Source organism: Aeromonas sp. FDAARGOS 1411 (assembly GCF_019047125.1).
Lineage (GTDB): Bacteria > Pseudomonadota > Gammaproteobacteria > Enterobacterales > Aeromonadaceae > Aeromonas > Aeromonas veronii.
Map to the genome: position 1 here is coordinate 787393 of NZ_CP077214.1, position 24051 is coordinate 811443.

At 55.0% G+C, this 24051-nt stretch carries 21 protein-coding genes and 1 other RNA gene; 10 read left to right on the forward strand and 12 right to left on the reverse strand.

The annotated features are described in order from the left end of the window. The first annotated feature begins 90 nt into the window (after positions 1-90). The 4 genes from I6L41_RS03475 (at position 91) to rffA (ending at position 3907) form a co-directional block, all read left to right on the forward strand. Positions 91-1101, forward strand: a complete 1011-nt coding sequence (locus tag I6L41_RS03475) for a TDP-N-acetylfucosamine:lipid II N-acetylfucosaminyltransferase (protein WP_216962019.1) — start codon at positions 91-93, stop codon at positions 1099-1101. 11 nt (positions 1102-1112) lie between these two features. Further along, a complete protein-coding gene (locus I6L41_RS03480; protein ID WP_216962021.1) occupies positions 1113-1892 on the forward strand; it encodes a TylF/MycF family methyltransferase in 780 nt (259 codons plus the stop codon). Positions 1893-1980: 88 nt separating this feature from the next. Then, positions 1981-2682: a hypothetical protein gene (locus I6L41_RS03485; protein WP_216962024.1), complete on the forward strand. Its 702-nt coding sequence runs from the start codon at positions 1981-1983 to the stop codon at positions 2680-2682. Between the two features lie 91 nt (positions 2683-2773). Next, positions 2774-3907 (forward strand): dTDP-4-amino-4,6-dideoxygalactose transaminase, encoded by a 1134-nt coding sequence (gene rffA / locus I6L41_RS03490; RefSeq protein ID WP_216962027.1) that lies wholly within the window; start codon positions 2774-2776, stop codon positions 3905-3907. Positions 3908-3979: 72 nt separating this feature from the next. Here the strand turns inward: rffA and asnB are convergent, their stop codons facing one another. The 8 genes from asnB to I6L41_RS03530 form a co-directional block, all read right to left on the reverse strand. Further along, positions 3980-5845: an asparagine synthase (glutamine-hydrolyzing) gene (asnB, locus tag I6L41_RS03495; protein WP_216962030.1), complete on the reverse strand. Its 1866-nt coding sequence runs from the start codon at positions 5843-5845 to the stop codon at positions 3980-3982. A 164-nt stretch (positions 5846-6009) separates the two neighbouring features. Beyond that, complete coding sequence (locus tag I6L41_RS03500) at positions 6010-6933, reverse strand: class I SAM-dependent methyltransferase (protein WP_216950540.1); 924 nt, start codon at positions 6931-6933, stop codon at positions 6010-6012. Between the two features lie 21 nt (positions 6934-6954). After that, positions 6955-8088: a UDP-4-amino-4,6-dideoxy-N-acetyl-beta-L-altrosamine transaminase gene (gene pseC / locus I6L41_RS03505; RefSeq protein ID WP_216950541.1), complete on the reverse strand. Its 1134-nt coding sequence runs from the start codon at positions 8086-8088 to the stop codon at positions 6955-6957. After that, a complete protein-coding gene (pseB, locus tag I6L41_RS03510; RefSeq protein WP_216950542.1) occupies positions 8085-9089 on the reverse strand; it encodes a UDP-N-acetylglucosamine 4,6-dehydratase (inverting) in 1005 nt (334 codons plus the stop codon). The genes pseC and pseB overlap by 4 nt, the downstream gene beginning before the upstream one ends. A gap of 159 nt (positions 9090-9248) precedes the next feature. Next, positions 9249-10094 carry a cobalamin-binding protein gene (locus I6L41_RS03515; protein WP_254203385.1) on the reverse strand — a complete coding sequence of 282 codons (846 nt, stop codon included), beginning with the start codon at positions 10092-10094 and terminating at the stop codon, positions 9249-9251. Next, positions 10087-11049 (reverse strand): cobalamin biosynthesis protein, encoded by a 963-nt coding sequence (locus tag I6L41_RS03520; RefSeq protein WP_216962035.1) that lies wholly within the window; start codon positions 11047-11049, stop codon positions 10087-10089. The genes I6L41_RS03515 and I6L41_RS03520 overlap by 8 nt, the downstream gene beginning before the upstream one ends. Further along, complete coding sequence (mtnN, locus tag I6L41_RS03525) at positions 11046-11738, reverse strand: 5'-methylthioadenosine/S-adenosylhomocysteine nucleosidase (RefSeq protein ID WP_040067225.1); 693 nt, start codon at positions 11736-11738, stop codon at positions 11046-11048. Before mtnN ends, I6L41_RS03520 begins: the two co-directional genes overlap by 4 nt. A gap of 167 nt (positions 11739-11905) precedes the next feature. Next, positions 11906-12838 (reverse strand): ZIP family metal transporter, encoded by a 933-nt coding sequence (locus tag I6L41_RS03530; protein ID WP_019446013.1) that lies wholly within the window; start codon positions 12836-12838, stop codon positions 11906-11908. Between the two features lie 387 nt (positions 12839-13225). On the opposite strand from I6L41_RS03530, the gene I6L41_RS03535 reads away from it, so the two are divergent. Next, on the forward strand, positions 13226-14857 hold the full coding sequence (locus I6L41_RS03535; RefSeq protein ID WP_033116033.1) for a methyl-accepting chemotaxis protein: 1632 nt from the start codon (positions 13226-13228) through the stop codon (positions 14855-14857). Between the two features lie 404 nt (positions 14858-15261). Here I6L41_RS03535 and suhB read toward each other — a convergent pair whose 3' ends face one another. Beyond that, entirely contained in the window at positions 15262-16065 is an 804-nt protein-coding gene (gene suhB / locus I6L41_RS03540) for an inositol-1-monophosphatase (RefSeq protein WP_005352992.1), read from the reverse strand. A 199-nt stretch (positions 16066-16264) separates the two neighbouring features. On the opposite strand from suhB, the gene I6L41_RS03545 reads away from it, so the two are divergent. The 3 genes from I6L41_RS03545 (at position 16265) to emrD (ending at position 19009) form a co-directional block, all read left to right on the forward strand. Then, a complete protein-coding gene (locus I6L41_RS03545) occupies positions 16265-16720 on the forward strand; it encodes a hypothetical protein (protein ID WP_005333926.1) in 456 nt (151 codons plus the stop codon). 168 nt (positions 16721-16888) lie between these two features. Then, positions 16889-17551 (forward strand): glutathione S-transferase family protein, encoded by a 663-nt coding sequence (locus tag I6L41_RS03550; RefSeq protein ID WP_005333923.1) that lies wholly within the window; start codon positions 16889-16891, stop codon positions 17549-17551. A 261-nt stretch (positions 17552-17812) separates the two neighbouring features. Then, positions 17813-19009 carry a multidrug efflux MFS transporter EmrD gene (gene emrD / locus I6L41_RS03555; protein WP_216962037.1) on the forward strand — a complete coding sequence of 399 codons (1197 nt, stop codon included), beginning with the start codon at positions 17813-17815 and terminating at the stop codon, positions 19007-19009. A gap of 84 nt (positions 19010-19093) precedes the next feature. Here the strand turns inward: emrD and I6L41_RS03560 are convergent, their stop codons facing one another. Then, the gene (locus I6L41_RS03560; RefSeq protein ID WP_216962039.1) at positions 19094-20002 is read right to left on the reverse strand and encodes a LysR family transcriptional regulator; all 909 of its coding nucleotides are present in this window, start codon (positions 20000-20002) and stop codon (positions 19094-19096) included. A 161-nt stretch (positions 20003-20163) separates the two neighbouring features. On the opposite strand from I6L41_RS03560, the gene fdhD reads away from it, so the two are divergent. Both fdhD and I6L41_RS03570 read left to right on the forward strand, forming a co-directional pair. After that, positions 20164-20961, forward strand: coding sequence for a formate dehydrogenase accessory sulfurtransferase FdhD (gene fdhD / locus I6L41_RS03565; protein ID WP_216962041.1), 798 nt, complete (start codon positions 20164-20166; stop codon positions 20959-20961). Beyond that, positions 20948-23239, forward strand: coding sequence for an FdhF/YdeP family oxidoreductase (locus I6L41_RS03570; protein WP_216962043.1), 2292 nt, complete (start codon positions 20948-20950; stop codon positions 23237-23239). Before fdhD ends, I6L41_RS03570 begins: the two co-directional genes overlap by 14 nt. A 170-nt stretch (positions 23240-23409) precedes the next feature. Here the strand turns inward: I6L41_RS03570 and ssrS are convergent. Together ssrS and zapA are read right to left on the reverse strand one after the other, a co-directional pair. Beyond that, a non-coding RNA gene (gene ssrS, locus I6L41_RS03575) (6S RNA) lies at positions 23410-23592 on the reverse strand. Between the two features lie 16 nt (positions 23593-23608). Beyond that, positions 23609-23941 (reverse strand): cell division protein ZapA, encoded by a 333-nt coding sequence (gene zapA, locus I6L41_RS03580; RefSeq protein ID WP_033116026.1) that lies wholly within the window; start codon positions 23939-23941, stop codon positions 23609-23611. Positions 23942-24051: the final 110 nt, after the last annotated feature.

A 24051-nucleotide genomic window follows, 5' to 3' on the forward strand; every position in this document is an offset into this window, starting at 1 on the left:
TCACTTGCACTTTATGAAGATTGCATCTGGTTTATATTTTATTCATTTTAATCCGTGTGACTATGGTTGTCATGGCACAAAGAGGTAAATATGATTTTACATGTCATGGTCATGGAAAAATTTATGCCATCATTTCTTGATTTTATGATGGCGAACTTTGATGTGAGTCAGCATCGCTTTGTGTTTATTACCAGCCCCAAGTATCAGTTTGGTCTGCAACCGTACCATCCTGTGGAATTTTTATACCGAGATGAAGACTTTTTAACCCTGGTTTCCTATTTTGATGTCGCGGACAAAATAATATTACATGGCCTGTGGCGTGATAAAGTGAATGATCTGTTAGTGCAAAATAAAGATTGGCTAGACAAATCTTTCTGGACCATGTGGGGGGGGGATTTTTACTATTATGATCAATATTCATATAATCATAAAAAGGTGATTACTGAGGTCGCAGGTTTAATTTCTTTTATTCCTGGTGATATTGAATGGGTCAGGCAGAAGTATGAGGCAAGGGGGCAGTCTTTTTCTTGTTTCTGTTATCCAAGTAATATTTACGGCGGACCGGAGTGTGATCCGCGTGGTGAGCGTGCGGAGAGTCCTCAAACTGTAAATATCTTGCTTGGCCATTCCAGCGCGGTAGAGAATAATCATATTTACTGGATTGAATATTTTTCAAACATTCACAATGCCGCAATTTTTTCGCCGCTAGCTTACCCTCCCAACCCGGATTATATCAACAAAGTCGTTGCCGTCGGGCATGCTAAATTAAAGGAACTCTTTAATCCACTGCTTGAGTTTTCGGCACGAGAGCATTACGAGTTATTTTTGAACAATATTGATTTGGCGATTATGCCTTCATGGCGTCAGCATGGTATGGGCAATTTGATTTCGCTATTGGGGCGCGGCATTCCGGTGGCGATGCATTCCGAAACAACATCAAGAAAATTCTTGCAAGCGCTGGGTGTTGAACTTTTTTCAACCGTTCAAATAGATGTGGCGCTGGCAAATATAGGCTATAACGCGCAGAATGCTAAAATCATTCAACGCTATTTTAGCCATACCCAGCTGATTAATGACTGGCGCACTATTTTTAATCGTTAGTAGAGGTGTCTATGCGCAATGATGATAAATTATCGCTGCAATCACGTGATGGTGAATTGGTTTATACATCCAATGAAAAATCAAACAACACTCAGCAATTGAAAACCTTGGTCCATGAACTATCCCCATTATTTGGTGAGGCGTGGCATCGCCATAATCTGGTTTCGTTACGGGTCGATTCTGTGGCACGCGTTCTTTATTATGCCGAGTTGTATAAAAAAATAGTCGATGTTCCAGGCGTTATTTGTGAATTTGGCGTGCACTGGGGCGCCGGTATGTCATTGCTGATTAATATGCGCAGCATCTTTGAGTCGTTTAATCAAAGCCGTGTCATTCATGGGTTCGATACGTTCGAAGGGTTTCCATCGGTAGATGTAAAAGATGGTGCCTATGCGAATGCTGGCGATTATAAGTCGACTGATGAATATGAAGATAAACTAGCACAGCTGTTAAAACTGCATGAAAGCTTTGCACCGATGAATGATCTGGTAAAACATCGGCTGATTAAGGGTGATGCCTCGGTGACCATTGATAAATGGTTGGCAGATAACCCGCATGCCATTATTTCCATGGCCATTTTCGATATGGATCTTTATAAGCCGACTAGAGATGTATTGGAAAAAATTATTCCCCGTCTCACACGTGGTTCATTACTGGTCTTTGATGAATTGAATTGCGAGTTTTTCCCTGGCGAAACACGCGCATTGGACGAAGTATTAGGACTCAATAATTTGCGCTTGTATAGAACGCCTCTGCAATCCCATTGTGCTTGGGCCGTCTATGGGGAATAAGTCACCAGCGATGGGGTCGCAGTGCTTTATTATGCCGGGTCAGCCGTCGCACTTTATTGAAGTGAGACCTACTCCCTGGAATGATGCCGTGTTGGCTAAAAAAACATGTGAAATAGTGGACGGTTGCCCGGACTGTTCTGGCTTTAATGCTTTGCTACCTTCAGCTATCGACTTCATAAAGCAAGCAGGTTTTGAATATGTGCAGGCCAGAGTGGAGCATGTACGAGAAAAGCGCCACCTGCTTGAGCTCGCCGGTTTTTATTATGCAGAGCTAAGCTACGAATTATCTTTTCGTAATCCAAAGCGTCATTTATTTGCACGTGATCTAAGCAGCCGTTTGCTCCTTGTGCCAGTGCAATCACAGCAAGATATTGCACTTATCAAAACCATGGCGCGCGATGATTTCAAACACGGCAGAATGCTTGAAGACTTGCGCGTTGATTATACGGCTGCTCAGCAGCGGACGGCGAACTGGATCGATGCATTAGCCTGCTCGCCATTCGAACTTTTCTTGGCTAAACATGGCGATAAAGCGGTGGGCTTTCATGCTCAGCGGCCATCGCTGAATGGTCATGACCTCGATTGGATATTGACGGGCACCTGTGCTGAATATTCGATGCTATCGGTTCCACTGTGGCAGGCGGCCTTTAAATTGGCCCAGCACAGAGATATCCAGAAAATAACCACCCTGATCTCGGCTGCGAATGTTGGTGTTTTAAATTTATACAACTCATTTCCATTTCATATTGATAGGGCATTGTGCGGTTATCACTTAATGATCACGGGTTAGATATTATTATTGATGTCTATCGAGGTTATTTTGGCGTTTGCTTGCTAGGCTTGTGATAGCGGCAGAAATGCATCATCAAAGGCAGGTCACTATGATTCCTTTTAATAAGCCTTATCTACATGGTCGGGAGCTGGTATATATTGCCGAGTCGGTGGCCAGTGGTAAAATTTCCGGCGATGGTGTGTTTACGTACAAATGTCACCATTATCTGGAGTCCCGCTATCACTTTGATAAGGTGTTGCTGACGACATCCTGTACCGATGCCTTGGAAATGGCAGCCATTCTGCTTAACATCCAGTCTGGCGATGAGGTGATAGCGCCCAGCTATACCTTTGTTTCTACTGTGAATTCATTTGTCCTGCGCGGCGCCAATATCGTGTTTGCTGATTCTTATGCCGATCACCCAAATATTGATCCGGCGCAAATTGAAGCCCTGATTACGCCGCGCACACGAGCCATCATAGTCGTGCATTATGCCGGGGTGGCATGTGATATGGATGCCATCATGCAGATCGCCGAAAAATATCATATCCCCGTCGTTGAGGATGCGGCACAGGCCATCAACTCATTTTATAAATCACGGCCATTAGGCAGTGTCGGCTGTTTATCAACATTCTCGTTCCACGAGACCAAGAACATTATTTCCGGCGAAGGTGGTTTGTTGGTTATCAACGATAAACAATATGCACATCGTGCTGAAATAATTCGCGAGAAAGGCACAAACCGCAGTTCATTCTTTCGTGGCGAAGTTGATAAGTATGGCTGGGTTGATATTGGCTCTTCGTTCCTGCCGTCCGATATCATTGCGGCTTACTTGTATGCACAATTAGAGCAGTTGGATGCGATTCAAAAACGCCGCTTGGAAATATGGCAGCGCTATTGGCAAGCACTGGCACCTGTGGTCTCGGCATACGGTATCAGATTGCCATTGATTCCTGATTATGCCACCAATAATGCCCATATGTTTTATCTGGATTGTGCCAGTCTGCAACAGCGCAGCCAGTTAATTAAATATTTAGACCTTGCGGACATTAAAGCGGTTTTCCATTATCAATCTTTGCATCGCAGTCCCTATTTTCAGGATAAACACGACGGCCGGTCGTTACCGCATGCTGATAAGTTTACTGACTCAATCGTGCGACTACCCATGTATTTTGACTTATCGAATGATGAGGTTGATTTTATCTGCGAACGCATTGTGAATTTCCTGTCGAGCCATGGCTAGCATATTGCTACGCTCAGGCTGATTATCACGGTTAAACACAATCGGTTTAACCGTGATAATTACGTCATATGCCTACTCTATATGAATATTGCGATAGTCTTCATGCCGGACAAAGATCCGCCCATAGACCTCGAGTGCCAGCATTCTGAATTTCAAATAGGGATTGGCGCTATAAAATTCTTTGAGCATGCGCAGTGACATGCCGGTGAACTCTATGACATAGCCATTTTCAAAAATTCGCTCGATTGGCTGCACATATTCTTGCATCGGTACCGGGAAGCCAGCCTTAGGGCGGTAAATTACCTTCTCGGGTAAATAGCGCTCAGCCAGTTTCTTTAGCAGGTATTTGCCGTCCTTACGAAAACGACGATAAATTTTCAAGTTGAGTGGTAAATTCATTGAAAAATCGATGATCTCTTTCGTTAAAAATGGCACTCGGCCTTCAATCGAGTTAGCCATCAATATTCTATCTGTGCGGTGTAATATACTGCCGAGATGGCCATAAAAATTAAAATGGATCGCACTCAACATATGCTTTTCGAACGCAGTGGTTGCCAATGTGTCGAACTGTTCCTGTATTGCTGATAGCCGCTTCCAATTAGCAAAGTCCTGGCTCTCGAATAAGAATGATCGCATCATCAGATCATTCGACATATCAAAATATCCCAAGCCAAGCGGCATGTAATTAGCTATGTCCTCTACCGTGAACTGTTCGAAACCATTGCGCAATGTTTTCGCGTAATCACCTGAAAGCCGCGTTAGCAGCGATTTTTTGCTAGCAAATATTCTGGCCAGTCGATATTGCTTCATCTGGCGTTGATGCCACGAATAACCGCCAAATAATTCATCTGCGCCTTCACCCGATAACATGACCTTTATGCCATTGCAGTGAGCTTTGCTGGCGATGCAGTGCAGGCTGACATCGTTGGGATGATAAATGGGTAAATCAGAAATATAGGTTAGGTATGGAAAAGCAGACCAATATTTTTCGGCCGTCATTTTTTCGTAAATAATATTCTTGCCCAGATGTTTGGATACCATGTCGGCATATTCTTCTTCCCCGCCGCCGCCATCCACGCCGGCATGATAGAGGTCGAGTGGCACCGCTTGGGATGCAATGGCGGAGATCAGGCTAGAGTCCACTCCGCCGCTACAGAGGGTAGCCAGCGGCGCATCGCTGACCAGATGGGACTTCACATTGTTGACCACCAGCATTTCCAGCTCATCCACAAGGCTGGAAAGGGATTGCGTTTTGCGCCGTTGAAAGACACTGTTATCGATAAAAAATAATGGATTGGCAAAGGTACTTAATTGAGACTTGGCTTGGTGGCACGAATAAGTGAGCTGGGTACCGCCCTCGAGGAGCGTGACATTCTGATACGGCAGGTTGCTATCTTGAAACGCTCCTACCCGGATTTGATCTTTTAATTTTTCCCGCGAGATTACATAATCAAGGCTTTTGATTTCGGAAGCAATTTCGATGGCATCGTCGGTTTCGATATAATACAGCGGTTTAATTCCACTGATATCGCGAGCGACAATAAGTTCTTGCGTTACAAAATTCATATATGCAAACGCAAACATACCATCCAGTTTGGCAATCGCGCTGGTTCCCATTCTATTTAGCAGCTCAAACAACACCTCGGTATCAGAGGTGGTTTGCAATTCGATATCTGTAAGATATTGTGTGGCTAATTCCCTGTAATTATAAATTTCGCCATTAAAAACCAGCATGGCGCGGTCATTTTTATAGGGTTGTGCCGCGGCGTTACGTGTATCGAGGATGGCGAGTCTGGTGTGTCCCATTACGACATTTTTTCGATAGACGACTTGCTGGCAATCCGGGCCTCGGTGCTTTAATAACGTCGTTTTATCTTCATAACGCGTATTTGGCTGAACATCTTCTGATTTATAGAGTTTGCAGTAAATTCCACACATATGATTTCCGCCTGATTCCGTTACGTCTGCTTTTTAAAAAGCATCCCTGAAATACCCTTGGCTGTGGTTCGTAGGCTCGCACGATCCTGTGAGGTTATCGAGCCTGATGCGTTCAACAATCACTAAACGACACGTCAGGCAGAATACGACCGCCCGGACAGGTATTATTGTGCTAATCCGTCATCGTTATTCTTAATCAATGCAAAACTCAGACACTCAGCGATATCCATCGTCAAATAAAGCACTCGGTAGTTATATTCCACACAAAACTCATGCACCGCTTCGATGACGCCATAGCGATATTGAGTGCGCCAATTGCCCTGCATATAGTCATGTCCGGCAATAATGCCGGTTGATTTTACTTTTCTGGCACAGGCTCGGAGCTCATCTCGGGTTAATTCATAACTGTGGGTGGTATCGATATATACCCAATCGAAGGTCTGATCCGGGAAACTCTCCAGTGCCTCCAGCGAAGGTTTGCGGTGAATGGTCACCTCTCCGCGCTGTCGTTGCTGCTGAAAATGGTTGTTCACACTCAGGTACAACTCTTCGCCGTAGCGATCCGAACCCCATATGTCCACCAGATGTAGCTGCGCCGGAGCACAGATATCCATGATCTGGCGACTAAAATCACCCGCCGCCACGCCCAGTTCGGCTACGACGCCCTGGGTGGGTAACTTCTCGAGCAGAGCCAATCGATTGGTCAACAAGGTTGTGCCCTCGATATGCTGCTGCAGCAGGGGGATCTTCGGCAGCATATCCTCGCGTTTGGAACGCTCTGCTTGCAGGGCATTCTCATATTCGCGACTGGTCTGCAGTATCTCGTCACACTCTACGACGGGGGTGCCCGGCTCGATTCCATAACTTACCAGCGTCTGGTTGATCTCGCTGACAAAAGAGCTGGCGATCAAGATTTTGTCGAATTGGACGCCTGAAAGCTGACTGGGGTGATATACCGGCTTGTTCATCCAGTGCGAGCCCTGTTTGGCCGGATCACTGTCAACAAAGCCCTGCAGCGTATGGTTCAATGCCAATGCCGGTAAGAAATGAAGTGCTTGGGTCGAAGTCCCGTAGATCAGAATTTGCATAAGGCGCTCCGCGGATCGAGATCAGATCATTGACAACAAATGGGCGTGAATGAGGTCTTGCTGGGCAGAGCTCAAGCTTGGAAAAAGCGGCAAGGTGATGGCACTGGCATAGAACTGTTCAGCCTGCGGCAATGATGTTTGCTGTTTGTGCTGATACCAAGACTGCTTGTAGATTGGCATATAGTGCACGTTGGCCCCAATCCCATGATCGCGTAGTAGCTGGAATAGGTTAAAGCGTTGTTTGGGTGCCACATGATGTACATACAGGTGAAATGCGCTGCGTCGTTCTTCGCCGAAGTAACGGCGCAGACGCTCAGGAGACAAAGTTTCAAAGTAACGACGGGCAATCTCGCCTCGCTTGGCGATCCAGCTTTCCAGATTCTGCATCTGGCTCAATCCCAGTGCTGCCTGAATATCCGTCATGCGGTAGTTGAAGCCCAGCATCTGCTGCTCGTAGTACCAGGGGCCGTCCGGTTCATTGATGAAGTCTTCCGGTTCTCGGGTGATGCCGTGGCTGCGTAGCATGCGCATGGTTTTGGCGAGCGCAGGGTCGTTGGTCATCGCCATGCCACCCTCGCCGGTGGTGATGATCTTCACCGGGTGGAAGCTGAAGATGGTGATGTCGCTATAGCGGCCATTGCCGGTAGGCTCACCATGATAACGGGCACCGAGGGCGTGGCAGGCATCCTCGATGATCCGGAAACCGTACTCTTGCCCCAGGCGGTGGATCTCCTGCATGTCGCAGGGGAGGCCGGCGAAGTGTACCGGTATTACTACTTTGGGTAGTTTTCCTTCCGCCTGGGCGGCAATCAGTTTCCTCTCCAGCTCCACTGCGCACATGTTCCCTGTATCGGGCTCAATGTCGACGAAGTCGACTTGTGCACCGCAATAGAGAGCACAGTTGGCGGATGCAACGAAGCTGATGGGCGATGTCCAGACCCAATCCCCGTGGCCGACGCCCAGCGCCAGACAGGCGATATGGAGTGCTGCAGTACCTGAATTGACCGCCACCCCAAATTTAGCTCCGCAGTAATCAGCTACTGTTTGCTCGAAACGGGGGACGACTGGCCCCTGAGTCAGGAAGTCGGACTTGAGAACTTCCACGACAGCATCGATATCTGCCTGGCTGATGGATTGGCGGCCATATGGGATCATTCTGCACTCCCTTTTTGGTTCATTTTCAAAAGCTGTTCAATGGTAAAAAAGTGAGGGTTGCTGCGAGAGTTATATTCAAAGCCCTGCTCTACCATTTTTCCTTTTTCGCCCGCAGCTGTTTTGGAGAAGTCGTTGTTGCGATTATTGAAGTTGATGGTTGGGCCAATCACGAAGAAGTCATCAAACTCGAAGGTGTGATAAGAGTCATCGGCAGGGCACATCACTTCATGGAGCTTCTCTCCCGGGCGAATGCCGATGATCTTGTGTGGCAGGTGAGGGGCCATAGCACTGGCGAGCTCCGTAATTCGGACGGATGGCAACTTGGGAACAAATATTTCCCCCCCCTTCATCCGCCCAAAATTTTCCAGCACGAAATCCACCCCTTGCTGCAAAGTGATCCAGAAACGCGTCATCTCCTCATGGGTGATGGGTAACGCATCTGCTCCTTGGTCAATCAGCTTTTGGAAGAAGGGGACGACAGAGCCGCGAGAACCGACCACGTTACCGTAGCGAACTACGGCAAAACGGGTGGGATCCTGCCCCGCGATGTTGTTTGCTGCCACGAAGAGTTTGTCTGATGCCAGTTTGGTGGCGCCGTAGAGATTGATTGGATTGGCGGCTTTGTCAGTGGAGAGGGCAATAACTTTTTTGACTTGATTGAGCAAAGCGGCCTGGATAACGTTCTCTGCACCATGGATATTGGTTTTAATGCACTCCATGGGGTTGTATTCAGCGGCAGGAACCTGCTTGAGTGCGGCTGCATGAACTACGTAATCCACGCCGCGCATTGCCATGGTAAGGCGGTTGGCGTCTCTGACATCCCCAATGAAATAACGCATGCAGGGGTCGTTGAACTCTTGCTGCATCTCGAACTGCTTCAGCTCGTCGCGAGAATAAATGATAAGGCGTTTGGGTTTATAACGTTCCAGTACTGTTTTGACCAATCGTTGGCCAAACGAGCCGGTGCCACCTGTGATCAGTAGCGTTTTATCGTTGAACATTGTGGGCATCTCGTCATAAAAACAGTAGATGAATCATATGCTAGCAAATAAAGTACCAGCTTTTTTGGCAAAGAGTGTGATCCATTCACACAAAAACAGTTCTAAAGATTTGGTTGCTACCCAGAACACTTCAGGTCGATCCTCATCATTAGTGATGTATCAAGATGTGCTGATGCTTTGCGAGCTTAGCTGGATAGCTTGGCAAATCTGCTCCACCGCATTGAGGGCTCTCGGGGTGAAGCGGTGCAGCTCATCGGAGTTGACCAGCATCAGTCGGTGATGTTTCACCGCATCAAGGTTTGGCCACTGCTGCCAGTGACGCAGGGCGTCAGGATCTTGACTCCCGGCCAGGATCAGAGCTGGGTTGGCCCTGATGACCTGTTCAATATTCACCTGTGGGTAGGGTGTTCTGGCATTACTCATGACGTTGATTCCGCCGCAGAGCTCGATGGCCTGAGCGGGCCAAGCATTGCCGCTCACACTGGTGAGGGGGGGATACCAGAGCTGGTAGAACACCTTGACGCCGGTTGGCCTGCCATAGCGCTGTTGCAGGGAATGCAGGCGTGCCAGATAGCGATCGGCAGCTTCGTTGGCGCTCTTTTCCACCCCCAGTAATTTGCCCAGCGCCCGCATCTCTACGGCCAGCGAGGCAAAATCGGTAGGCTCAGAGTAGAAAACCGGGATCCCGAGCTGTTCCAGTGGGGCCAGCATACGTGACTGGGCCGAGCGCCAGCCGAGAATGAGATCCGGCTTTTGCGCCAGCACTGCCTCGACGTTGATGCTGCGATAATTCGCTACCTTGGGCTTGGTTTTGACCTCGGCTGGGTAGTCGGAAGCATCGTCGATGGCCACCAGTTTGTCGCCGGCGTCAATCTCGTAGAGCAATTCGGTCAGGTGAGGAACAACGCTCACCACCCGGGTCGGCGTGGCGGCCAGCAGGGCACCGGGCAACCAGGCAAGCAGCACGCAGGGCAGCCAGACAGGCAAGCGCAACACTCTACCCATGAAATAACCCCGCTACCGTGACAACCAGCGCCAGTATCAACCAGCCCCAGCCGCACCCTTGCAGAATGTTGAGTACCTTGCGCGGTGTCTCGCTATCTGGCTCAGCACCAGTGCCGATGACGGGCCACCGCTGGAGAGCCCCCTGATAGTAGCGAGGGCCACCAAGGCGGATCTGGCACTTATCTACCAGCAGAGTGAGCAGCATCCCCATGGCGGGATAGGGCCAGAGCGCACCACTGCGCAGCAGCTGTGCTGCCTGTTTGAGACGGCTTGCCAGCAGTGGCAGCCCCAGCAGCAAAATGACGGAGGCATTGAGCCCCTGATAGAGGGCGCTGGCGGCGCGACCAAAGTGGTCGAAGGCGGGGTCTTTGCGACTCCAGCTTTGATTCATCAGCGGCACCAGCCGCCAGAGCAGGGCGCCCTGTACGCCGGCCAGGGCAAATCCCAGCAACGGGCCAGCCCATTGGCCGACCAGACGCAGGGCGCAGCTTTCCGTCACCGCTTTGGCGAGCCCCATGGCCGAGAGTTTGCCGGTCTCCCGTTTGAGCCAGGGGGCGGACTGCAATCTTGCCAGCGGCAGGGTCTCCTGGGTGGCGAGCGAGCGGGTGGCATGGGCGAGTTCGCGCAGTGGACGGGATTCGAGCATCAGCAGCAGGAACAGCAGATCGAAGACTGGCTCGCTCAGGGCCAGATTGCGCAGCGACCAGAGCCCGGCGGCGCAGGGGAGCCAGACTACCAGCATTGCCAGCAGGCCGGCCTGCATTTGCTGGCCGGGTGAACCATCGGGTCTGTGTACCTTGTGCCCCAGCTTGGTCAGCAGGGGCGTGACGGCCGAAAGACGCAGATGGGATGGCCACGGGATCACCGCCTCCAGCAGGGCAGCCCCCACCAGAATGGCCGCCGTCGTCGAAAGGAGGGCGTCGGCCATCAAATCAAGCGAGCCGGTCTCGATCACAGCTTGCCGAGCATCTTGATAATCACTTCGGCGGAGTGCTTGCCGGCCACTTCGATAAAGGCATCGAAGGATTCAACCTGTTCCTTGCCGGCGATATCGGACATGGCGCGCACCACCAGATAGGGCACTTTGAACATGTGGCACACCTGACCGATGGCGGCACCTTCCATCTCGACCGCCAGCATCTGCGGGAAGTCGGCGCGAGCCTTGGCGATGGCGTCCGGTTTGCACATGAACTGATCGCCGGTACAGATAAGGCCAACCTTGGTCTGGTGCTTGCCCTGCTCGGCGATGCAATCCTGAGCGACCGCGATGAGCTTCTCGTCGCAGGGGAAGGCGGCGGGTTGCTGCGCCATCTGGCCCATCTCGTAACCAAAGGCGGTCACGTCGACATCATGGAAACGCATCTCGCTGGCGATCACCACATCACCGATGTGCAGGTCCTGGGCAAAGCCGCCCGCAGAGCCGGTATTGATGACGCAGTCGGGGGCAAATTTTTCCAGCAGCAGGCTGGTGGCCACGCTGGCGGCAACCTTACCGATACCGGAGCGGGTCAGGATCACCTCTTTGCCTGCCAGCATCCCTTGATAGAACTCGCAGCCGCCCAGTTGCAGGGTGGTGGGGTTGCTCATCTGGCTGCGCAGCAGGGCTACTTCTTGCTCCATGGCGCCGATAATACCTACTTTCATTGCTGACCTCGTCTTGATAGCCGTGTGGCTGAATTTAAGTTGCTGTAGATCATAACAAAAGATGTCGTCGGCGCCGAGAGGCACAAGCGAAAGGAGAGATGAAGCGCGGCGCTCCATATGGGAGCGCCGCAGGTGACAAACGCATTGATGAGGAGGGGAGAGGGCCTTTAGCCGAGCGCGGTATCGAGCGTCATCATCAGGGCAAAGCCTGCCATCAGACCGAGGGTGGCATAGGTCTGGTGACCGTTGCGGTGGGTCTCCGGGATCACCTCGTGCGAGACCACAAACAGCATGGCGCCGGCGGCGAGCCCAAGTCCGATGGGGTAGGCGATGGCAAGTCCGCTGGAGAGCCCCACCCCGAGCAGGGCGCCAACCGGTTCGAGCAGGCCGCTGGCGATGGCAACCAGCACGGCGACAGAGGGGCGAAAACCGGCGGCGCACATGGCCAGCGCCACCGCCAGCCCTTCGGGAATATCCTGCAGTGCGATGGCGGTGGTGAGCGGCAGCCCCACCGACATATCACCCTGGGAGAAGCTCACCCCGATGGCCATCCCCTCCGGCAGGTTGTGCAGGGCGATGGCAAAGACGAACAGCCAGACCCGGGAGCAGCTCTCGTGGCCGGGGCCGCAGGGGCCGGTTTTGTCATGCTCGTGCGGGGTGAACTGATCCAGCCCCAGCATCAACAGCACCCCTAGGGTCATGCCGACCACCACCACAGCGGCGGCGCTAAAGCCGTTGCCGGTGATCCCCTCGGCGGCCTCCAGCCCCGGCAGCAGCAGGGAGAAGGCACTGGCCGCCAGCATCATGCCGGCGGCAAAGCCCAGCATGGTGTCCTCAACCTTTTGCGGTACCGAGCGCAGAAACAGGGCGGGCAGGGCGCCGATGGCGGTGGCGGCAAACCCGGCGGCACCACCGATGAGGCCATAGCGCACGCCGCTGGTCACCTCGCCGGTAGCGAGCATGATGAGACTCTGCAACAGCAGCAACAAGACGGCAGCCAGCGCGATAAAGAGACCGAGGGCGGTAAGTGGCCGCGCCTGCAGTTGTTCACGCAGCTGGGCAGACCAGGTTGAAGCGGGCAGATACGAGCTGTTATCCATAAACAGGGCCTCTTGTTACAGCAAATGGTTACAACGAAGGGGGATGGCGCTCCGCCATCGGGTCATGTTGGTCATTACAACGAGTTGATGGCCCCTTGTCCATGCCACTGCCTCGATTGCATTTATCGGTTAACTATTTGAAATGATTTGGTCGCTATAAATATTTTGTGATGAATGTCGGGTTGTGAAGGAAATCAGCTTGCATTCATTTGGTGAAATCTGGTGAAGGATTAGGCGATATTGTGATAGAGTGCGCGCCTCGCGAAATCGTCCTTCCCCCGCTTTCGCAACCTTCCATCTCCCGTCAGGAATGGCCGGGATCAGCTCATACGGATGTGATCGCTACTGTTTACCTGCTTGTCAGCAGTTGAGGATCAACAGCCAATCATGTTTTACAAGAATCTCTCCATCGGCAAAAAGATTGCCGTGGTTTTTGCGGTCATTGCCGCAGTCAACGTTGTCTTCGGTGTTTTTCTCTCCAGTGAATTGCGCGGCGTGCGCGATCGGGTGCTGAATTTTACCGACTCCACTTTGCCGAGCGTGCTCTCGGTCGAAACCCTGCTCTACGACGTCTCTTATGTACGTCGGGCCCAGTTTGCCCTGCTGATGGTGGATGATGCTGCCGACCTGCAGGCCCGTCGTGGCCGCATTCAGGAGAATATTCGCAAGGTTGACGAGGCATTTCGTGCCTACGAAGCGACTGTGGGGGCCGACAACGAGCGCCAGGTGTTTAACCAGGCCAAACAACAGTGGCTCACTTATCAACGTTCGGTAAACGAGTTTGATATGCTGCTGGTGCAGGGTCAGCATGATCAGGCCAAAACACAGCTGTTTGCCTCCAACCCGCTCTTCGGGGCATTGGAGCAGGCGGTCAACTCGCTGATCCAGGTGAATCTCGGTTTCGTCAAAGAGAACCGTGGCAGCCTGCTTGGCAGCGTCAGCATGGTGACCACCTTCGCCATGGTGAGCATAGGTGCCCTGCTGGTGTTCATGGTGGTGATGACCTGGTTCCTGACTCGCCAGATCTGCCTGCCGCTGCAAGCCGTAGTGGCTCAGGCCAACGCCATTGCCGCCGGCGATCTGACCCATCAGCTGGAGCGTCAGCATATCGGCCGCGACGAGCTGGGCATGCTGGCCAAAGCTTCTCTCAAGATGCAGGACAACCTGCGTGGTCTGATTGAAGAGGTAGTGGCTGCGGTCACCCAGCTTGGCACTGCTATCGAGGAGGTGAGCGCCGTTTCCGAGCAGTCCGCCAAGGGTATTCAGAGCCAGCAGCAGGAGATCTCGCTGGTGGCGACCGCCATGACCCAGATGAAGGCCACCGTGGCCGATGTGGCTGGCAATACCGAAACCGCCTCCAGCTCTGCCAGCTCAGCCAATGCGCTGGCCCGCAGCGGCAATCAGGATGTGCAGCGTTCGCTGGTGGCCATCACCCGGGTTGCCGAAGAGATCGAGCAGGCCGGTACGCTGGTGACCGAGCTGGAGCGTGAATCCGCCCAGATCAACGTCGTTGTGGATGTGATCCGTGGCATCGCCGAGCAGACCAATCTGCTGGCCCTCAATGCGGCCATCGAAGCGGCCCGTGCCGGCGAGCAAGGCCGTGGCTTTGCCGTGGTGGCCGACGAGGTGCGCACCCTGGCAGGTCGTACCCAGGCCTCGACCGGCGAGATCGTGGCCATTATCGAAACCCTGCAGGCGCGCGCCAATCAGGCCAAAGAGGTGACGGGCCAGAGCTGCGAAATGATCCGCCAGTGTGTGGATCAGAGCGAGCAGACCAGCAACGGCATCCAGCAGATTGAAGAGGCGGTCGCCCAGATTGCCGACATGGCGATCCAGATTGCCAGCGCTTGCGGCGAGCAGGATGCGGTCTCCGACGAGCTGGGCCGCAACGTCGAGCGGATCAACGAGTCCGCCAACGAGGTAGCTCTGGGCGCCGATCATACTGCCCGCGCCTGTCTGGAGCTGAGCCAGCTGGCGGTGGGTCTGAAGCAGACCATCGGTCGTTTCCGCCTCGCCTGATAAAGGGGCTGGCGTACGCCGGCCTCTTCATTCATAAAAGTCGGGGCGTTTTGCATGCCCTCACGACACCCGGCCATGTGCCGGGTGTTTTTTTATCTGGCGATGGGTACGAGGCCAGATGGTCGGGGTTCTTCGCAAGGGGATGAAGGTCAGGGCAAACAGGAGGCCAGGTGTTTATCCCGGCCTGTGTGCGGTGATATTCAAGAAGGTTGGTTAAGGCGTATTTGCTAACGAGAGAAGGGCGACGAACGGTTTTGGGGATGGGGAACGGGGCGAGCGGTTGGGGTGTGCGCTACGGGGAAGAAGAGCATAAGCAGTTGGTTGGAATGCCCGAACAGGGCATATCGCAGCAATAAAAAAACCGGCTTGCGCCGGTTTTGTTATCTGTCTGCTCGAAGGCTGGCTTATTTCGCCAGGGACTCCGGCAACTCTTCACGGATCTTGCCGAGCATCTCTTTCAGGACGCGCGGGTTGGCAACCACGATGTTGCCGGAGTTTTCGTAGTTGTGACCACCTACGAAGTCGGTGACGATGGCGCCAGCTTCTTTGGCCAGCAGTTCACCGGCAGCGGTGTCCCAAGGTTTCAGGCCGATTTCCCAGAAACCGTCGACGCGACCGGCAGCCACGTAGGCCAGATCCAGTGCGGCAGAGCCGGAGCGACGGATGTCGGCGCATTCAATGAACATGCTCTGGAACATCTTCAGGTAGGACTCGATGTGGTGCTTTTGTTTGTAGGGGAAACCGGTAGCCAGTACGGTGCCAGCCAGCTCTTTGGCTTTGCCAACACGGATACGGTAGCCGTTCAGCTGGGCGCCGCTACCACGGGTAGCAGTAAACAGTTCGTCGCGGATGGGATCGTAAACAACGGCTTGTTCGGTTTTGCCTTTCACACGCAGGGCGATGGAAACGGCAAAGTGCGGAATGCCTTTGACAAGGTTGGTCGTGCCATCCAGTGGGTCAATGATCCATTGGTAGTCCGGATTGGTACCGGCAATCTCACCAGACTCTTCAGCAACAATGCTGTGCTCAGGGTAAGATTTTTTGATGGTGTGAATGATGGCCGCTTCGGCTTCACGGTCAACGTTGGTCACGAAGTCATTGCTGCCTTTTTGGATAGCCTCAATGTTCTCAGGCTGGGAGAAGGCTTTTACTACAACTTGACCGGCGTTGCGCGCAGCGCGCACGGCGATATTCAGCATCGGATGCATAGGTTCACCACTGGATGTTAAAGAACGGGGGATAAAAGGACGCGGTATGATACCAGTATTTTGTGCGGTGGCAACTGTTATCCCCCTACGACCAATTGATTACCACTGCCAGATTTGACGGCTCCAATATAGACCAGATCTGCGCTAGTCTTATCCCAGCAGCCGGATACAGGCTGTCATGAGCATAGGGATGTGAACCATGAATTTGTCATTAGTGAGTCAGAACGTGTCTGCGGCCAGCGAGGGACTGTTGGCCATCTTGCGGTCATCACCCGAGTATGGTGATCACTTTGCCCACATCACCGTGACCCCCCTGGCCCAGTGGCAACCGGCCAAGACGGAGGCGGCGATCCTGCTGATCGACGGCGATGCGCCCTGGCAGGATGCCGGATTTGCCCGGGGAGAGGATGAGACGATCGGTTTGCCGGTCTTGCCGCTGTTGATCCGCAAGGGAGACAAGGATCTGACGGTCTGCGGGCCGGATGTGCGTGACCCCCGTTTCTATTTTGTCTCAAACGGCATCGTGCTGGATGAGTCGGAGCTGGCCGAGCCTGCCTGCAGCCGGGTGCTGTTGCGCAAGCTGGAGTCCTACTTCCCGCTGCTTTCCCGCCTGATCATGCTGCGCCAGCGCAAGCCGGTCGCCGTGATCAACTAATATCTACCATTGCCAGAGCGCACCAGCGGCGCACCGTGGCCTTGTTTGGCCTACGGTGCGCCGCTTTTTAATGGTCTGGAGGTGGTCACTTGTTGCAAGATGAGGCGGCTATGGTGTTGCACCCAGTTCCAACCGTGCAATCTGGCTATGACCAACAAGGAGTGAATCATGATCGACTTTTACACCGCCGCAACCCCCAATGGCTTCAAGGTGGCCATTGCACTGGAAGAGCTGGGATTACCCTATCGGGTCATTCCCCTCGATTTGTCGGCACTGGATCAGAAGAAGCCCGAGTTTCTCGCCATCAACCCAAATGGCCGTATTCCGGCTATCGTCGATCGGGATAACGACGATTTCGCCGTATTCGAGTCGGGGGCCATCCTTATCTATCTGGCGGAGAAGGCGGGCAAACTGTTGCCGGCGGATCCCAAACGCCGCTCTCAGGCCATTCAGTGGTTGATGTTCCAGATGGGCGGGGTAGGGCCCATGATGGGACAGGCCAATGTCTTCTATCGCTACTTCCCCGAGAAGATCCCCGCCGCCATCGAACGCTACCAGAAGGAGGGGCGCCGCCTGTTCGAGGTGCTCGACAGCCATCTGGCTCATCACGAATATCTGGCGGACGAGTACAGCATCGCCGATATCGCCACCTGGCCCTGGGTGCGGATTTATGACTGGAGCGGCATCTCCATCGAAGGGTTACCCCATCTGCAAGCCTGGATGGATCGGATGGCCGAGAAGCCTGCCTGCCAGAAGGGGATCACCATACCGCCGCGCAAAGAGCAGCCGGATGAGCTGATCAAGCAGGCACAACAGATGGTAACACGTTGATTTTGAACCGCAGACGGGGCGTATTGCCCCGTAATATTAGAAAAACTAAGGCAAGCCGATTATAAAGATTCGTTCGTTTTCTGTGAGCTGAATCACTATGATGCCCCCATACCACCAAGCGTCCTGTGCGGTGGTCTGGCGGGCTCCCCGCATACTGTTTCCAACACTGTTTTTGATTGCATCACAGCCTCTGTGATCAGATTCCTCTGGGCCATTTTGTGCCAGAGGGCGCCAGCTTTTTTTCGATTTTTTGGGACTGATATGGATCGGCACAGTTTTTATCCGTTGTTTTTACTGACCATTTTGATGGTCGCTGTGGGCCAGATGACCCAGACCCTCTATGTCCCCTCCATTCCCATGATTGCGGGGGACTTCAATGTGGCCTCGGGCCAGCTGCAGGCAGTGATGGCCTGCTACCTGATCCCCTATGGCCTCTCCCAGTTTGTCTACGGACCGCTGTCGGATCGCATCGGTCGTCGTCCGGTGCTGATCGTCGGCATGATGGTGTTTCTGGTGGGCACCCTGATCATTCAGGTCATCCCCCATTTTGCCGCCCTGCTGGTGGGCAGCTTTATTCAGGGGCTGGGTACCGGTGCCGGTGGCGCCATGAGCCGTACCGTGATGCGCGATCGCTACAACGGCGCCGAGCTCAACCGCGCCAACAGTCTGGTGAGCATGGGGGTGATCTTCTCCCCGCTGCTGGCGCCTGTGCTTGGGGGCTGGCTGACCGAGCTGTTCAACTGGCGTGCCGGTTACTGGTTCCTGTTCGGTTTTGGTGCCGTAGCCACTCTGGCGATCATGGCCTGGTTTGGTGAGACGCTGCCTGCTGCTGCCCGTCAGCCGCTGCGCGTCGGTGCTGCCTATCGCCATGTACTGGGCAACCCCAAGTTTCAGGGCAACCTGCTCTGCCTGATGGCGACCTTTGCGGGACTCGCGGTATTTGAAGCGGCGGCCGGTGTGCTGCTCGGCGATGTGCTGAAACTGAGCGCCCGTACCGTGAGTGTGCTGTTCGTGCTGCCGCTGCCCGGCTATCTGTTCGGTGCCTGGCTCTCTGCCAAGCTGAGCTTTCGCCTGAGCCAGGGCAAGCTGATGCGTCTGGGTATCGCCTTTCTGGCGCTGGGGTCGCTGATCATTCTGGTGCCGGGGCTGTTCGGGGTGGTGAGTGCCGCTTCGCTGGTCGGTGGTGCGGCCGTCTACTTCATCGGTAGCGGCATTCTCTACCCGACCGCCACTTCCTGTGCCATCGAGCCCTTCCCGGGGCAGGCCGGCACCGCGGGTGCCATTCTCGGCGGGATGCAGAATCTGGGGGCCGGTGTGGTGACCCTGCTGGCGGCCGGTTTCCCGATGACCGGTCAGGTGACGCTGGGTGCCATCATGACCCTGATGGTGCTGATCGTGGCGCTGAGTTTTGTCTGGCTGCGCCACCACGGCTCGCCGCACGAGCAGATGGCGATTTGATGCCCGCGCTTGCTCTCTGAAAGCCCGCCTTCTGGCGGGCTTTTTCTTTGCTAGAAACGGATGTGGTTTGCCGCTCGGCCTGCGTCAAGGCGCGTTTGCCGGTTCACCTTCTGCCACCAGTTCAAGAAAGGCGCGTATGGCGGGGGTGATGCTCTGCTGGCGGGTCAGAAAGGCGGTATGTCCGATATTCTCCAGCGGAGCGAGTGGCAGGCAAACGAGATCCGAGAGCTTGCTGGCAGAGCGGGCGAGGCCGGCGCTGACGATGGCCCAGCCCAGCCGATGGCGTACTGCGCTGACCAGATGGAACAGCGAGTCGGTCTCCAGTACCACGTTGAGCGAGGTTCCCCCCTGCTCGGCGGCGCGATCCAGATACTGACGAAATTGCATGGTGCGGCTGGGCAGCACCAATGGCTGTTGCTGTAGTTCAGCAAGCACAATGTCGCCGCTGTGCGGGTACAGATCCGCTTCGTCACGGTTCATCAGCACCGCCATCTGGTTGGCGCCTTGCGGGTAGACATGAAAGGCGCGCCGGCCGGCTCCGCCGGCGGGTTCATCAAATCCCAGTCCGATATCGCACTGATGCAGTTCCAGCTGTGATAGCAGGGCTTCGTTGCTGAGCACCGACAGGCGAATGACGATGTCGGGATAGCGCTGCTTGCAGCGGGCGATAAACGGCATGATGTCGAGATTGGACTGGGGCACGATGCCGATGCGCAGGGTGCCGGAGAGTTCGCCCTGGAACAGGGCCAGCTCCTGCTTGAGCGCCTCCTGTTCCAGCAACATTCGTTCGGCATACTGGCGTACCAGCTCGCCGGCCTCGGTCAGGGCGACAAACTGGCTGGTGCGTACCACCAGATCGGTGCCGACACTCTTTTCCAGGGCAGTAATGCTGGCCGAGAGGGTCGGTTGGGTGATGTGGCAGGCTTTGGCCGCTTTGGCAAAATGCCGGTGTTTGGCCAGTTCGTGAAAGTAGTGAAGTTGCTTGATGTTCATCTGGTTGTAGTGGAGGCAGTGGAACCGGCTATTGAAGAATTAATCAATTGAAAAAACATCTTCGATAGAACAACTCTATCAGGATATAGATTTATTTCATTGGTTTTGCGTCAGTCGCCTCCCTAAACTTGAATGTAGTTTGCATTTTTAGGCCAACCTGCATGCCTGCCCATTCTCCCGTCGCAACCCCCGCCAACTTGCCGTCACTGGATCATCTGGTGGAAGAGGTAGCCGTCGCCATCAACATCAATGGCATCAACCATGCGGTGATGATGGCGACCCCGGACGATCTCGACGACTTTGCCGTCGGTTTCCTGTTTGGCGAGGGGATCATCCGGCATAACCACGAAGTCCACGACATCCAGGTCGCGCCAGCCGAACAGGGTATTGTGCTGGATGTGACCATCGCCAACCGCTCTCTGGCCGCCTTGACCGAGCACAAACGCCGGCTGACCGGGGTGACCGGCTGCGGCATCTGCGGCGTGGCGGCGGTAGAGCAGGCGTTGCCCGCACTGTCGGTGTTGCCGTTGACGCCGCCATTGGATGGGGCCTTGCTGGCGGGGCTGCGTGCGCAGATCACCCAGTGGCAGCTCAAGGGGCAGCAGCATGGTGCCCTGCATGCGGCGCTGGCGCTGGATGCCGAGGGCCGGATCCTCCACTGCCGGGAAGATATCGGGCGCCACAATGCCCTCGACAAGCTGATCGGTCTGCTGCTGCGTCAGCAAAGTGCGTGCGACACCCTGGTGGTGACCAGCCGCTGTGGCAGCGAGCTGGTGCAAAAAGCCACCCGCTTCGGCGCACGTCACCTCATCTGCCTGGCATCGCCCAGCCAGCTGGCGGTCAGGTTGGCCCTCAAATACAACCTCAACGTCCTTCATATTCCCAAGTTTGATGCCCCGGTCAGCTATTCGAGCTATCGCCCGGCGGATCCCATCGGAGAGAGCCATGAGTCATATTGAAAAGCCCGCCAAAGCCGGCGGTTTTTCGTCCCTGCAATCCACCATGAAACAGGTGCTGCGCAGCCAGAAGACCCGTCAGAACATCAAGAACCTGCTGCGGGTCAACCAGACCGACGGCTTCGACTGCCCGGGCTGTGCCTGGGGTGACAACGACCACGGCACCTTCCAGTTTTGTGAAAACGGCGCTAAGGCGGTGGCCTGGGAGTCCACCGGCAAGACGGTGGGGGCCGAGTTTTTCGCCGCCCACTCGGTGCGCCAGCTGGCCAGCCAGAGTGACTACTGGCTCGAGTATCAGGGGCGGCTGACCGAACCGATGCGCTACAACCCGGCGACCGATCACTATGAGCCGGTAAGCTGGGACGACGCCTTCAACCTGATCGCCGACACCCTCAAGGGGCTGAATAGCCCGGACGAGGTGGAGTTCTACACCTCGGGGCGTGCCAGCAACGAAGCTTCCTACCTCTATCAGCTGTTTGGTCGCCTGTTTGGCACCAACAACTTCCCCGACTGCTCCAACATGTGCCACGAGGCGAGCGGGGTAGCGCTGATCCAGTCGGTCGGCATCGGCAAGGGGACTGTGGTGCTGGATGACTTCGACCAGGCCGATGCGGTGTTCGTCTATGGCCAGAATCCGGGTACCAACCACCCGCGCATGATGAATGCCCTGCGTCAGGCGGCACGTGGCGGCTGCAAGATCGTCAGCTTCAACAACTTGAAAGAGGTGGCGCTGGAGCGCTTTGCCAGCCCGCAGAGCCCGCTGGAGCTGCTGACCCCGGCGGCCACCACCATCAGCCACCAATACCTGACGCCGAAACTGGGTGGCGACATGGCCGCCATCCGCGGCATGGCCAAGTACATCCTGGAAGAGGCGCCAGAGGCGTTGGATCGCGATTTCATCGCCTGCCACACCCGCCACTTTGCCGAGTACGAGGCGCAGGTGCGGGCCACCGACTGGGCGGCGATCGAGCAGCAATCCGGCCTGACTCGCGCCGACATCGTGCAGGCTGCCCGGGTCTTTGCCGCCAGCCAGCGCATCATCAGCTGCTGGGCCATGGGGGTGACCCAGCATCTGCACTCGGTCGATACCATTCGTGAAATCGTCAACCTGCACCTGATGCGCGGCCAGATTGGCAAGCCGGGGGCGGGACTCTGTCCGGTACGAGGCCACAGCAACGTGCAGGGCAACCGCACTATGGGGATCAACGAAAAGCCGACCGCTGCCTTTATCGACCGGCTCGAGCGTCACCTGCAGGTGAGCCTGCCGCGGGCCCGTGGCCACAATGTCTACGAAGCGCTCAAGGCGCTGGACGAGGGCAAGAGCAAGGTGCTTATTTGCCTGGGTGGCAACCTGGCGGCAGCGGCGCCCGATACCGACTTCACCTATGGGGCGATGAAAAAGGCCGAGCTCAACGTGCAGATCAGCACCAAGCTCAACCGCAGCCATCTGCAGGTGGGCAAAGCGGCGCTGATCCTGCCCTGCCTTGGTCGCACCGAGCTCGATATCCAGCGCAGCGGCAACCAGAAGATCACGGTGGAGGACACCTTCAGCATGGTGCACGCCTCGACCGGCGCAGCCGAGCCTGTGTCGCCGCTTTGCCTCTCCGAGACCGACATAGTGGCGCGGATGGCTCATGCCACCGTGGGCAGCGAGCGGGTCGACTGGCTGGCTCTGCGCGATGACTATGCTCGTATTCGCGATCTTATCGAGCAGACCATCGCCGGCTTTGCCGATTTCAATGCCCGCATCCAGCAGCCGTGCGGTTTTCATCTCGATAACTCCGCGGCGCTGCTGACCTGGAATACCGCCAGCGGCAGCGCTGAGTTTCGTGCCAGCACCCTGCCGCAATCAGTGCTGCCGGAGTGTACCCGCCATGCCGAGCAGATGGCGGATCAGCCGGTACTGCTGCTGCAGAGCCTGCGCTCTCACGATCAGTACAACACCACCATCTACGGCATGGATGACCGCTATCGCGGCATCAAGGGCCAGCGCAACGTGGTGTTCATGAACGAGGCGGATGCTCGCCAGCTTGGCTTTGCCGAAGGGGAGCGGGTCGACATGGCGGCCATCTGCAACGATGGGCGCGAGCGCAGCGTGACCGGTTTTGTGGTGGTGATCTACGAGATCCCGCGTGGCAACATCGCGGCTTATTACCCGGAGACCAACCCGCTGGTGCCCATCGACAGTATCGGCGCCGGCTCGTTTACCCCCACCTCCAAGTCCATCCCGGTGCTGGTGACAGCCTCCCGCCAGCCGGAGAACCTGTTGCTGGTCAAATAAACGGAATAACGCGGCTGGCTGCACTAACACCGCCTGCACTTTGAATGCCGTGATGCCCCGGATGAACTGTTCATCCGGGGCATTTTTCTGGTGTGCGGGGCAGGGGGCTGGTTGCGTGGACAAGCAGGAAAAGAAAAAGCCCGTCACATGAGTGACGGGCTTTTTGCAGTTGGAACCCCGGAGATGCCGTTGCCGGTTTGGGCCCTTGAACCGTCGGTTCAAGGCGGGGTTCGGATCTGACCGCAGGCTTCTCGGTCGTGCCGAGCATGCGCAATAGCCAGAAGGCAGAACCCCTGTTTGGTATGAATATCGGCTCGGGGACTTGAACCGGCTGACAAACACCCCAGGGTATTTCAAAACAGTTTGCGATTAGGGCTGCTGCCCCTCTTCGCTGGAATCGCCATATTGACCGTGTTCGATCAAGGCCGCTTCGATGGTGCGCTGCAGCATCTTGATCCGCTTGTCCATGGTCTCAGAGTATTGGTGGTTCTTCTCTTTTTCAAGACAGAGCTCATGGCAGAAATTAAGCGCCGCCATGACCGCCAATTGCTCGTTGCTGGAGACTTTGGAGCGTTGACGCAGGTCGATCAGTTTATCGGTCAGCTGGTCGGCGGCCTGGCGCAGGGCATCCTGCTGTCCCAGGGGACAGGATACCTTGTAGGGACGTCCCAAAATGACGATTTCTACGGCCTCTGTGCTCATGCCTTCCTCAATACGGCGGAGCTGATTTCCGCCTTTATCCACGTGGACAACTGGGCGGGACTATATAGCGCAGATACATAAGTTTCAAGGCCTTGCTGGCTCTGGAAGAG

Excerpts from the sequence above, each read along its gene's own strand:
- I6L41_RS03475 (WP_216962019.1), top strand. The coding sequence starts at position 91 with ATGATTTTACATGTCATGGTCATGGAAAAATTTATGCCATCATTTCTT.
- I6L41_RS03480 (WP_216962021.1), top strand. The coding sequence starts at position 1,113 with ATGCGCAATGATGATAAATTATCGCTGCAATCACGTGATGGTGAATTG.
- rffA (WP_216962027.1), top strand. The coding sequence starts at position 2,774 with ATGATTCCTTTTAATAAGCCTTATCTACATGGTCGGGAGCTGGTATAT.
- asnB (WP_216962030.1), bottom strand. The coding sequence starts at position 5,845 with ATGTGTGGAATTTACTGCAAACTCTATAAATCAGAAGATGTTCAGCCA.
- I6L41_RS03500 (WP_216950540.1), bottom strand. The coding sequence starts at position 6,933 with ATGCAAATTCTGATCTACGGGACTTCGACCCAAGCACTTCATTTCTTA.
- pseC (WP_216950541.1), bottom strand. The coding sequence starts at position 8,088 with ATGATCCCATATGGCCGCCAATCCATCAGCCAGGCAGATATCGATGCT.
- pseB (WP_216950542.1), bottom strand. The coding sequence starts at position 9,089 with ATGTTCAACGATAAAACGCTACTGATCACAGGTGGCACCGGCTCGTTT.
- I6L41_RS03515 (WP_254203385.1), bottom strand. The coding sequence starts at position 10,094 with ATGGGTAGAGTGTTGCGCTTGCCTGTCTGGCTGCCCTGCGTGCTGCTT.
- mtnN (WP_040067225.1), bottom strand. The coding sequence starts at position 11,738 with ATGAAAGTAGGTATTATCGGCGCCATGGAGCAAGAAGTAGCCCTGCTG.
- I6L41_RS03530 (WP_019446013.1), bottom strand. The coding sequence starts at position 12,838 with ATGGATAACAGCTCGTATCTGCCCGCTTCAACCTGGTCTGCCCAGCTG.
- I6L41_RS03535 (WP_033116033.1), top strand. The coding sequence starts at position 13,226 with ATGTTTTACAAGAATCTCTCCATCGGCAAAAAGATTGCCGTGGTTTTT.
- suhB (WP_005352992.1), bottom strand. The coding sequence starts at position 16,065 with ATGCATCCGATGCTGAATATCGCCGTGCGCGCTGCGCGCAACGCCGGT.
- I6L41_RS03545 (WP_005333926.1), top strand. The coding sequence starts at position 16,265 with ATGAATTTGTCATTAGTGAGTCAGAACGTGTCTGCGGCCAGCGAGGGA.
- I6L41_RS03550 (WP_005333923.1), top strand. The coding sequence starts at position 16,889 with ATGATCGACTTTTACACCGCCGCAACCCCCAATGGCTTCAAGGTGGCC.
- emrD (WP_216962037.1), top strand. The coding sequence starts at position 17,813 with ATGGATCGGCACAGTTTTTATCCGTTGTTTTTACTGACCATTTTGATG.
- I6L41_RS03560 (WP_216962039.1), bottom strand. The coding sequence starts at position 20,002 with ATGAACATCAAGCAACTTCACTACTTTCACGAACTGGCCAAACACCGG.
- fdhD (WP_216962041.1), top strand. The coding sequence starts at position 20,164 with ATGCCTGCCCATTCTCCCGTCGCAACCCCCGCCAACTTGCCGTCACTG.
- I6L41_RS03570 (WP_216962043.1), top strand. The coding sequence starts at position 20,948 with ATGAGTCATATTGAAAAGCCCGCCAAAGCCGGCGGTTTTTCGTCCCTG.
- zapA (WP_033116026.1), bottom strand. The coding sequence starts at position 23,941 with ATGAGCACAGAGGCCGTAGAAATCGTCATTTTGGGACGTCCCTACAAG.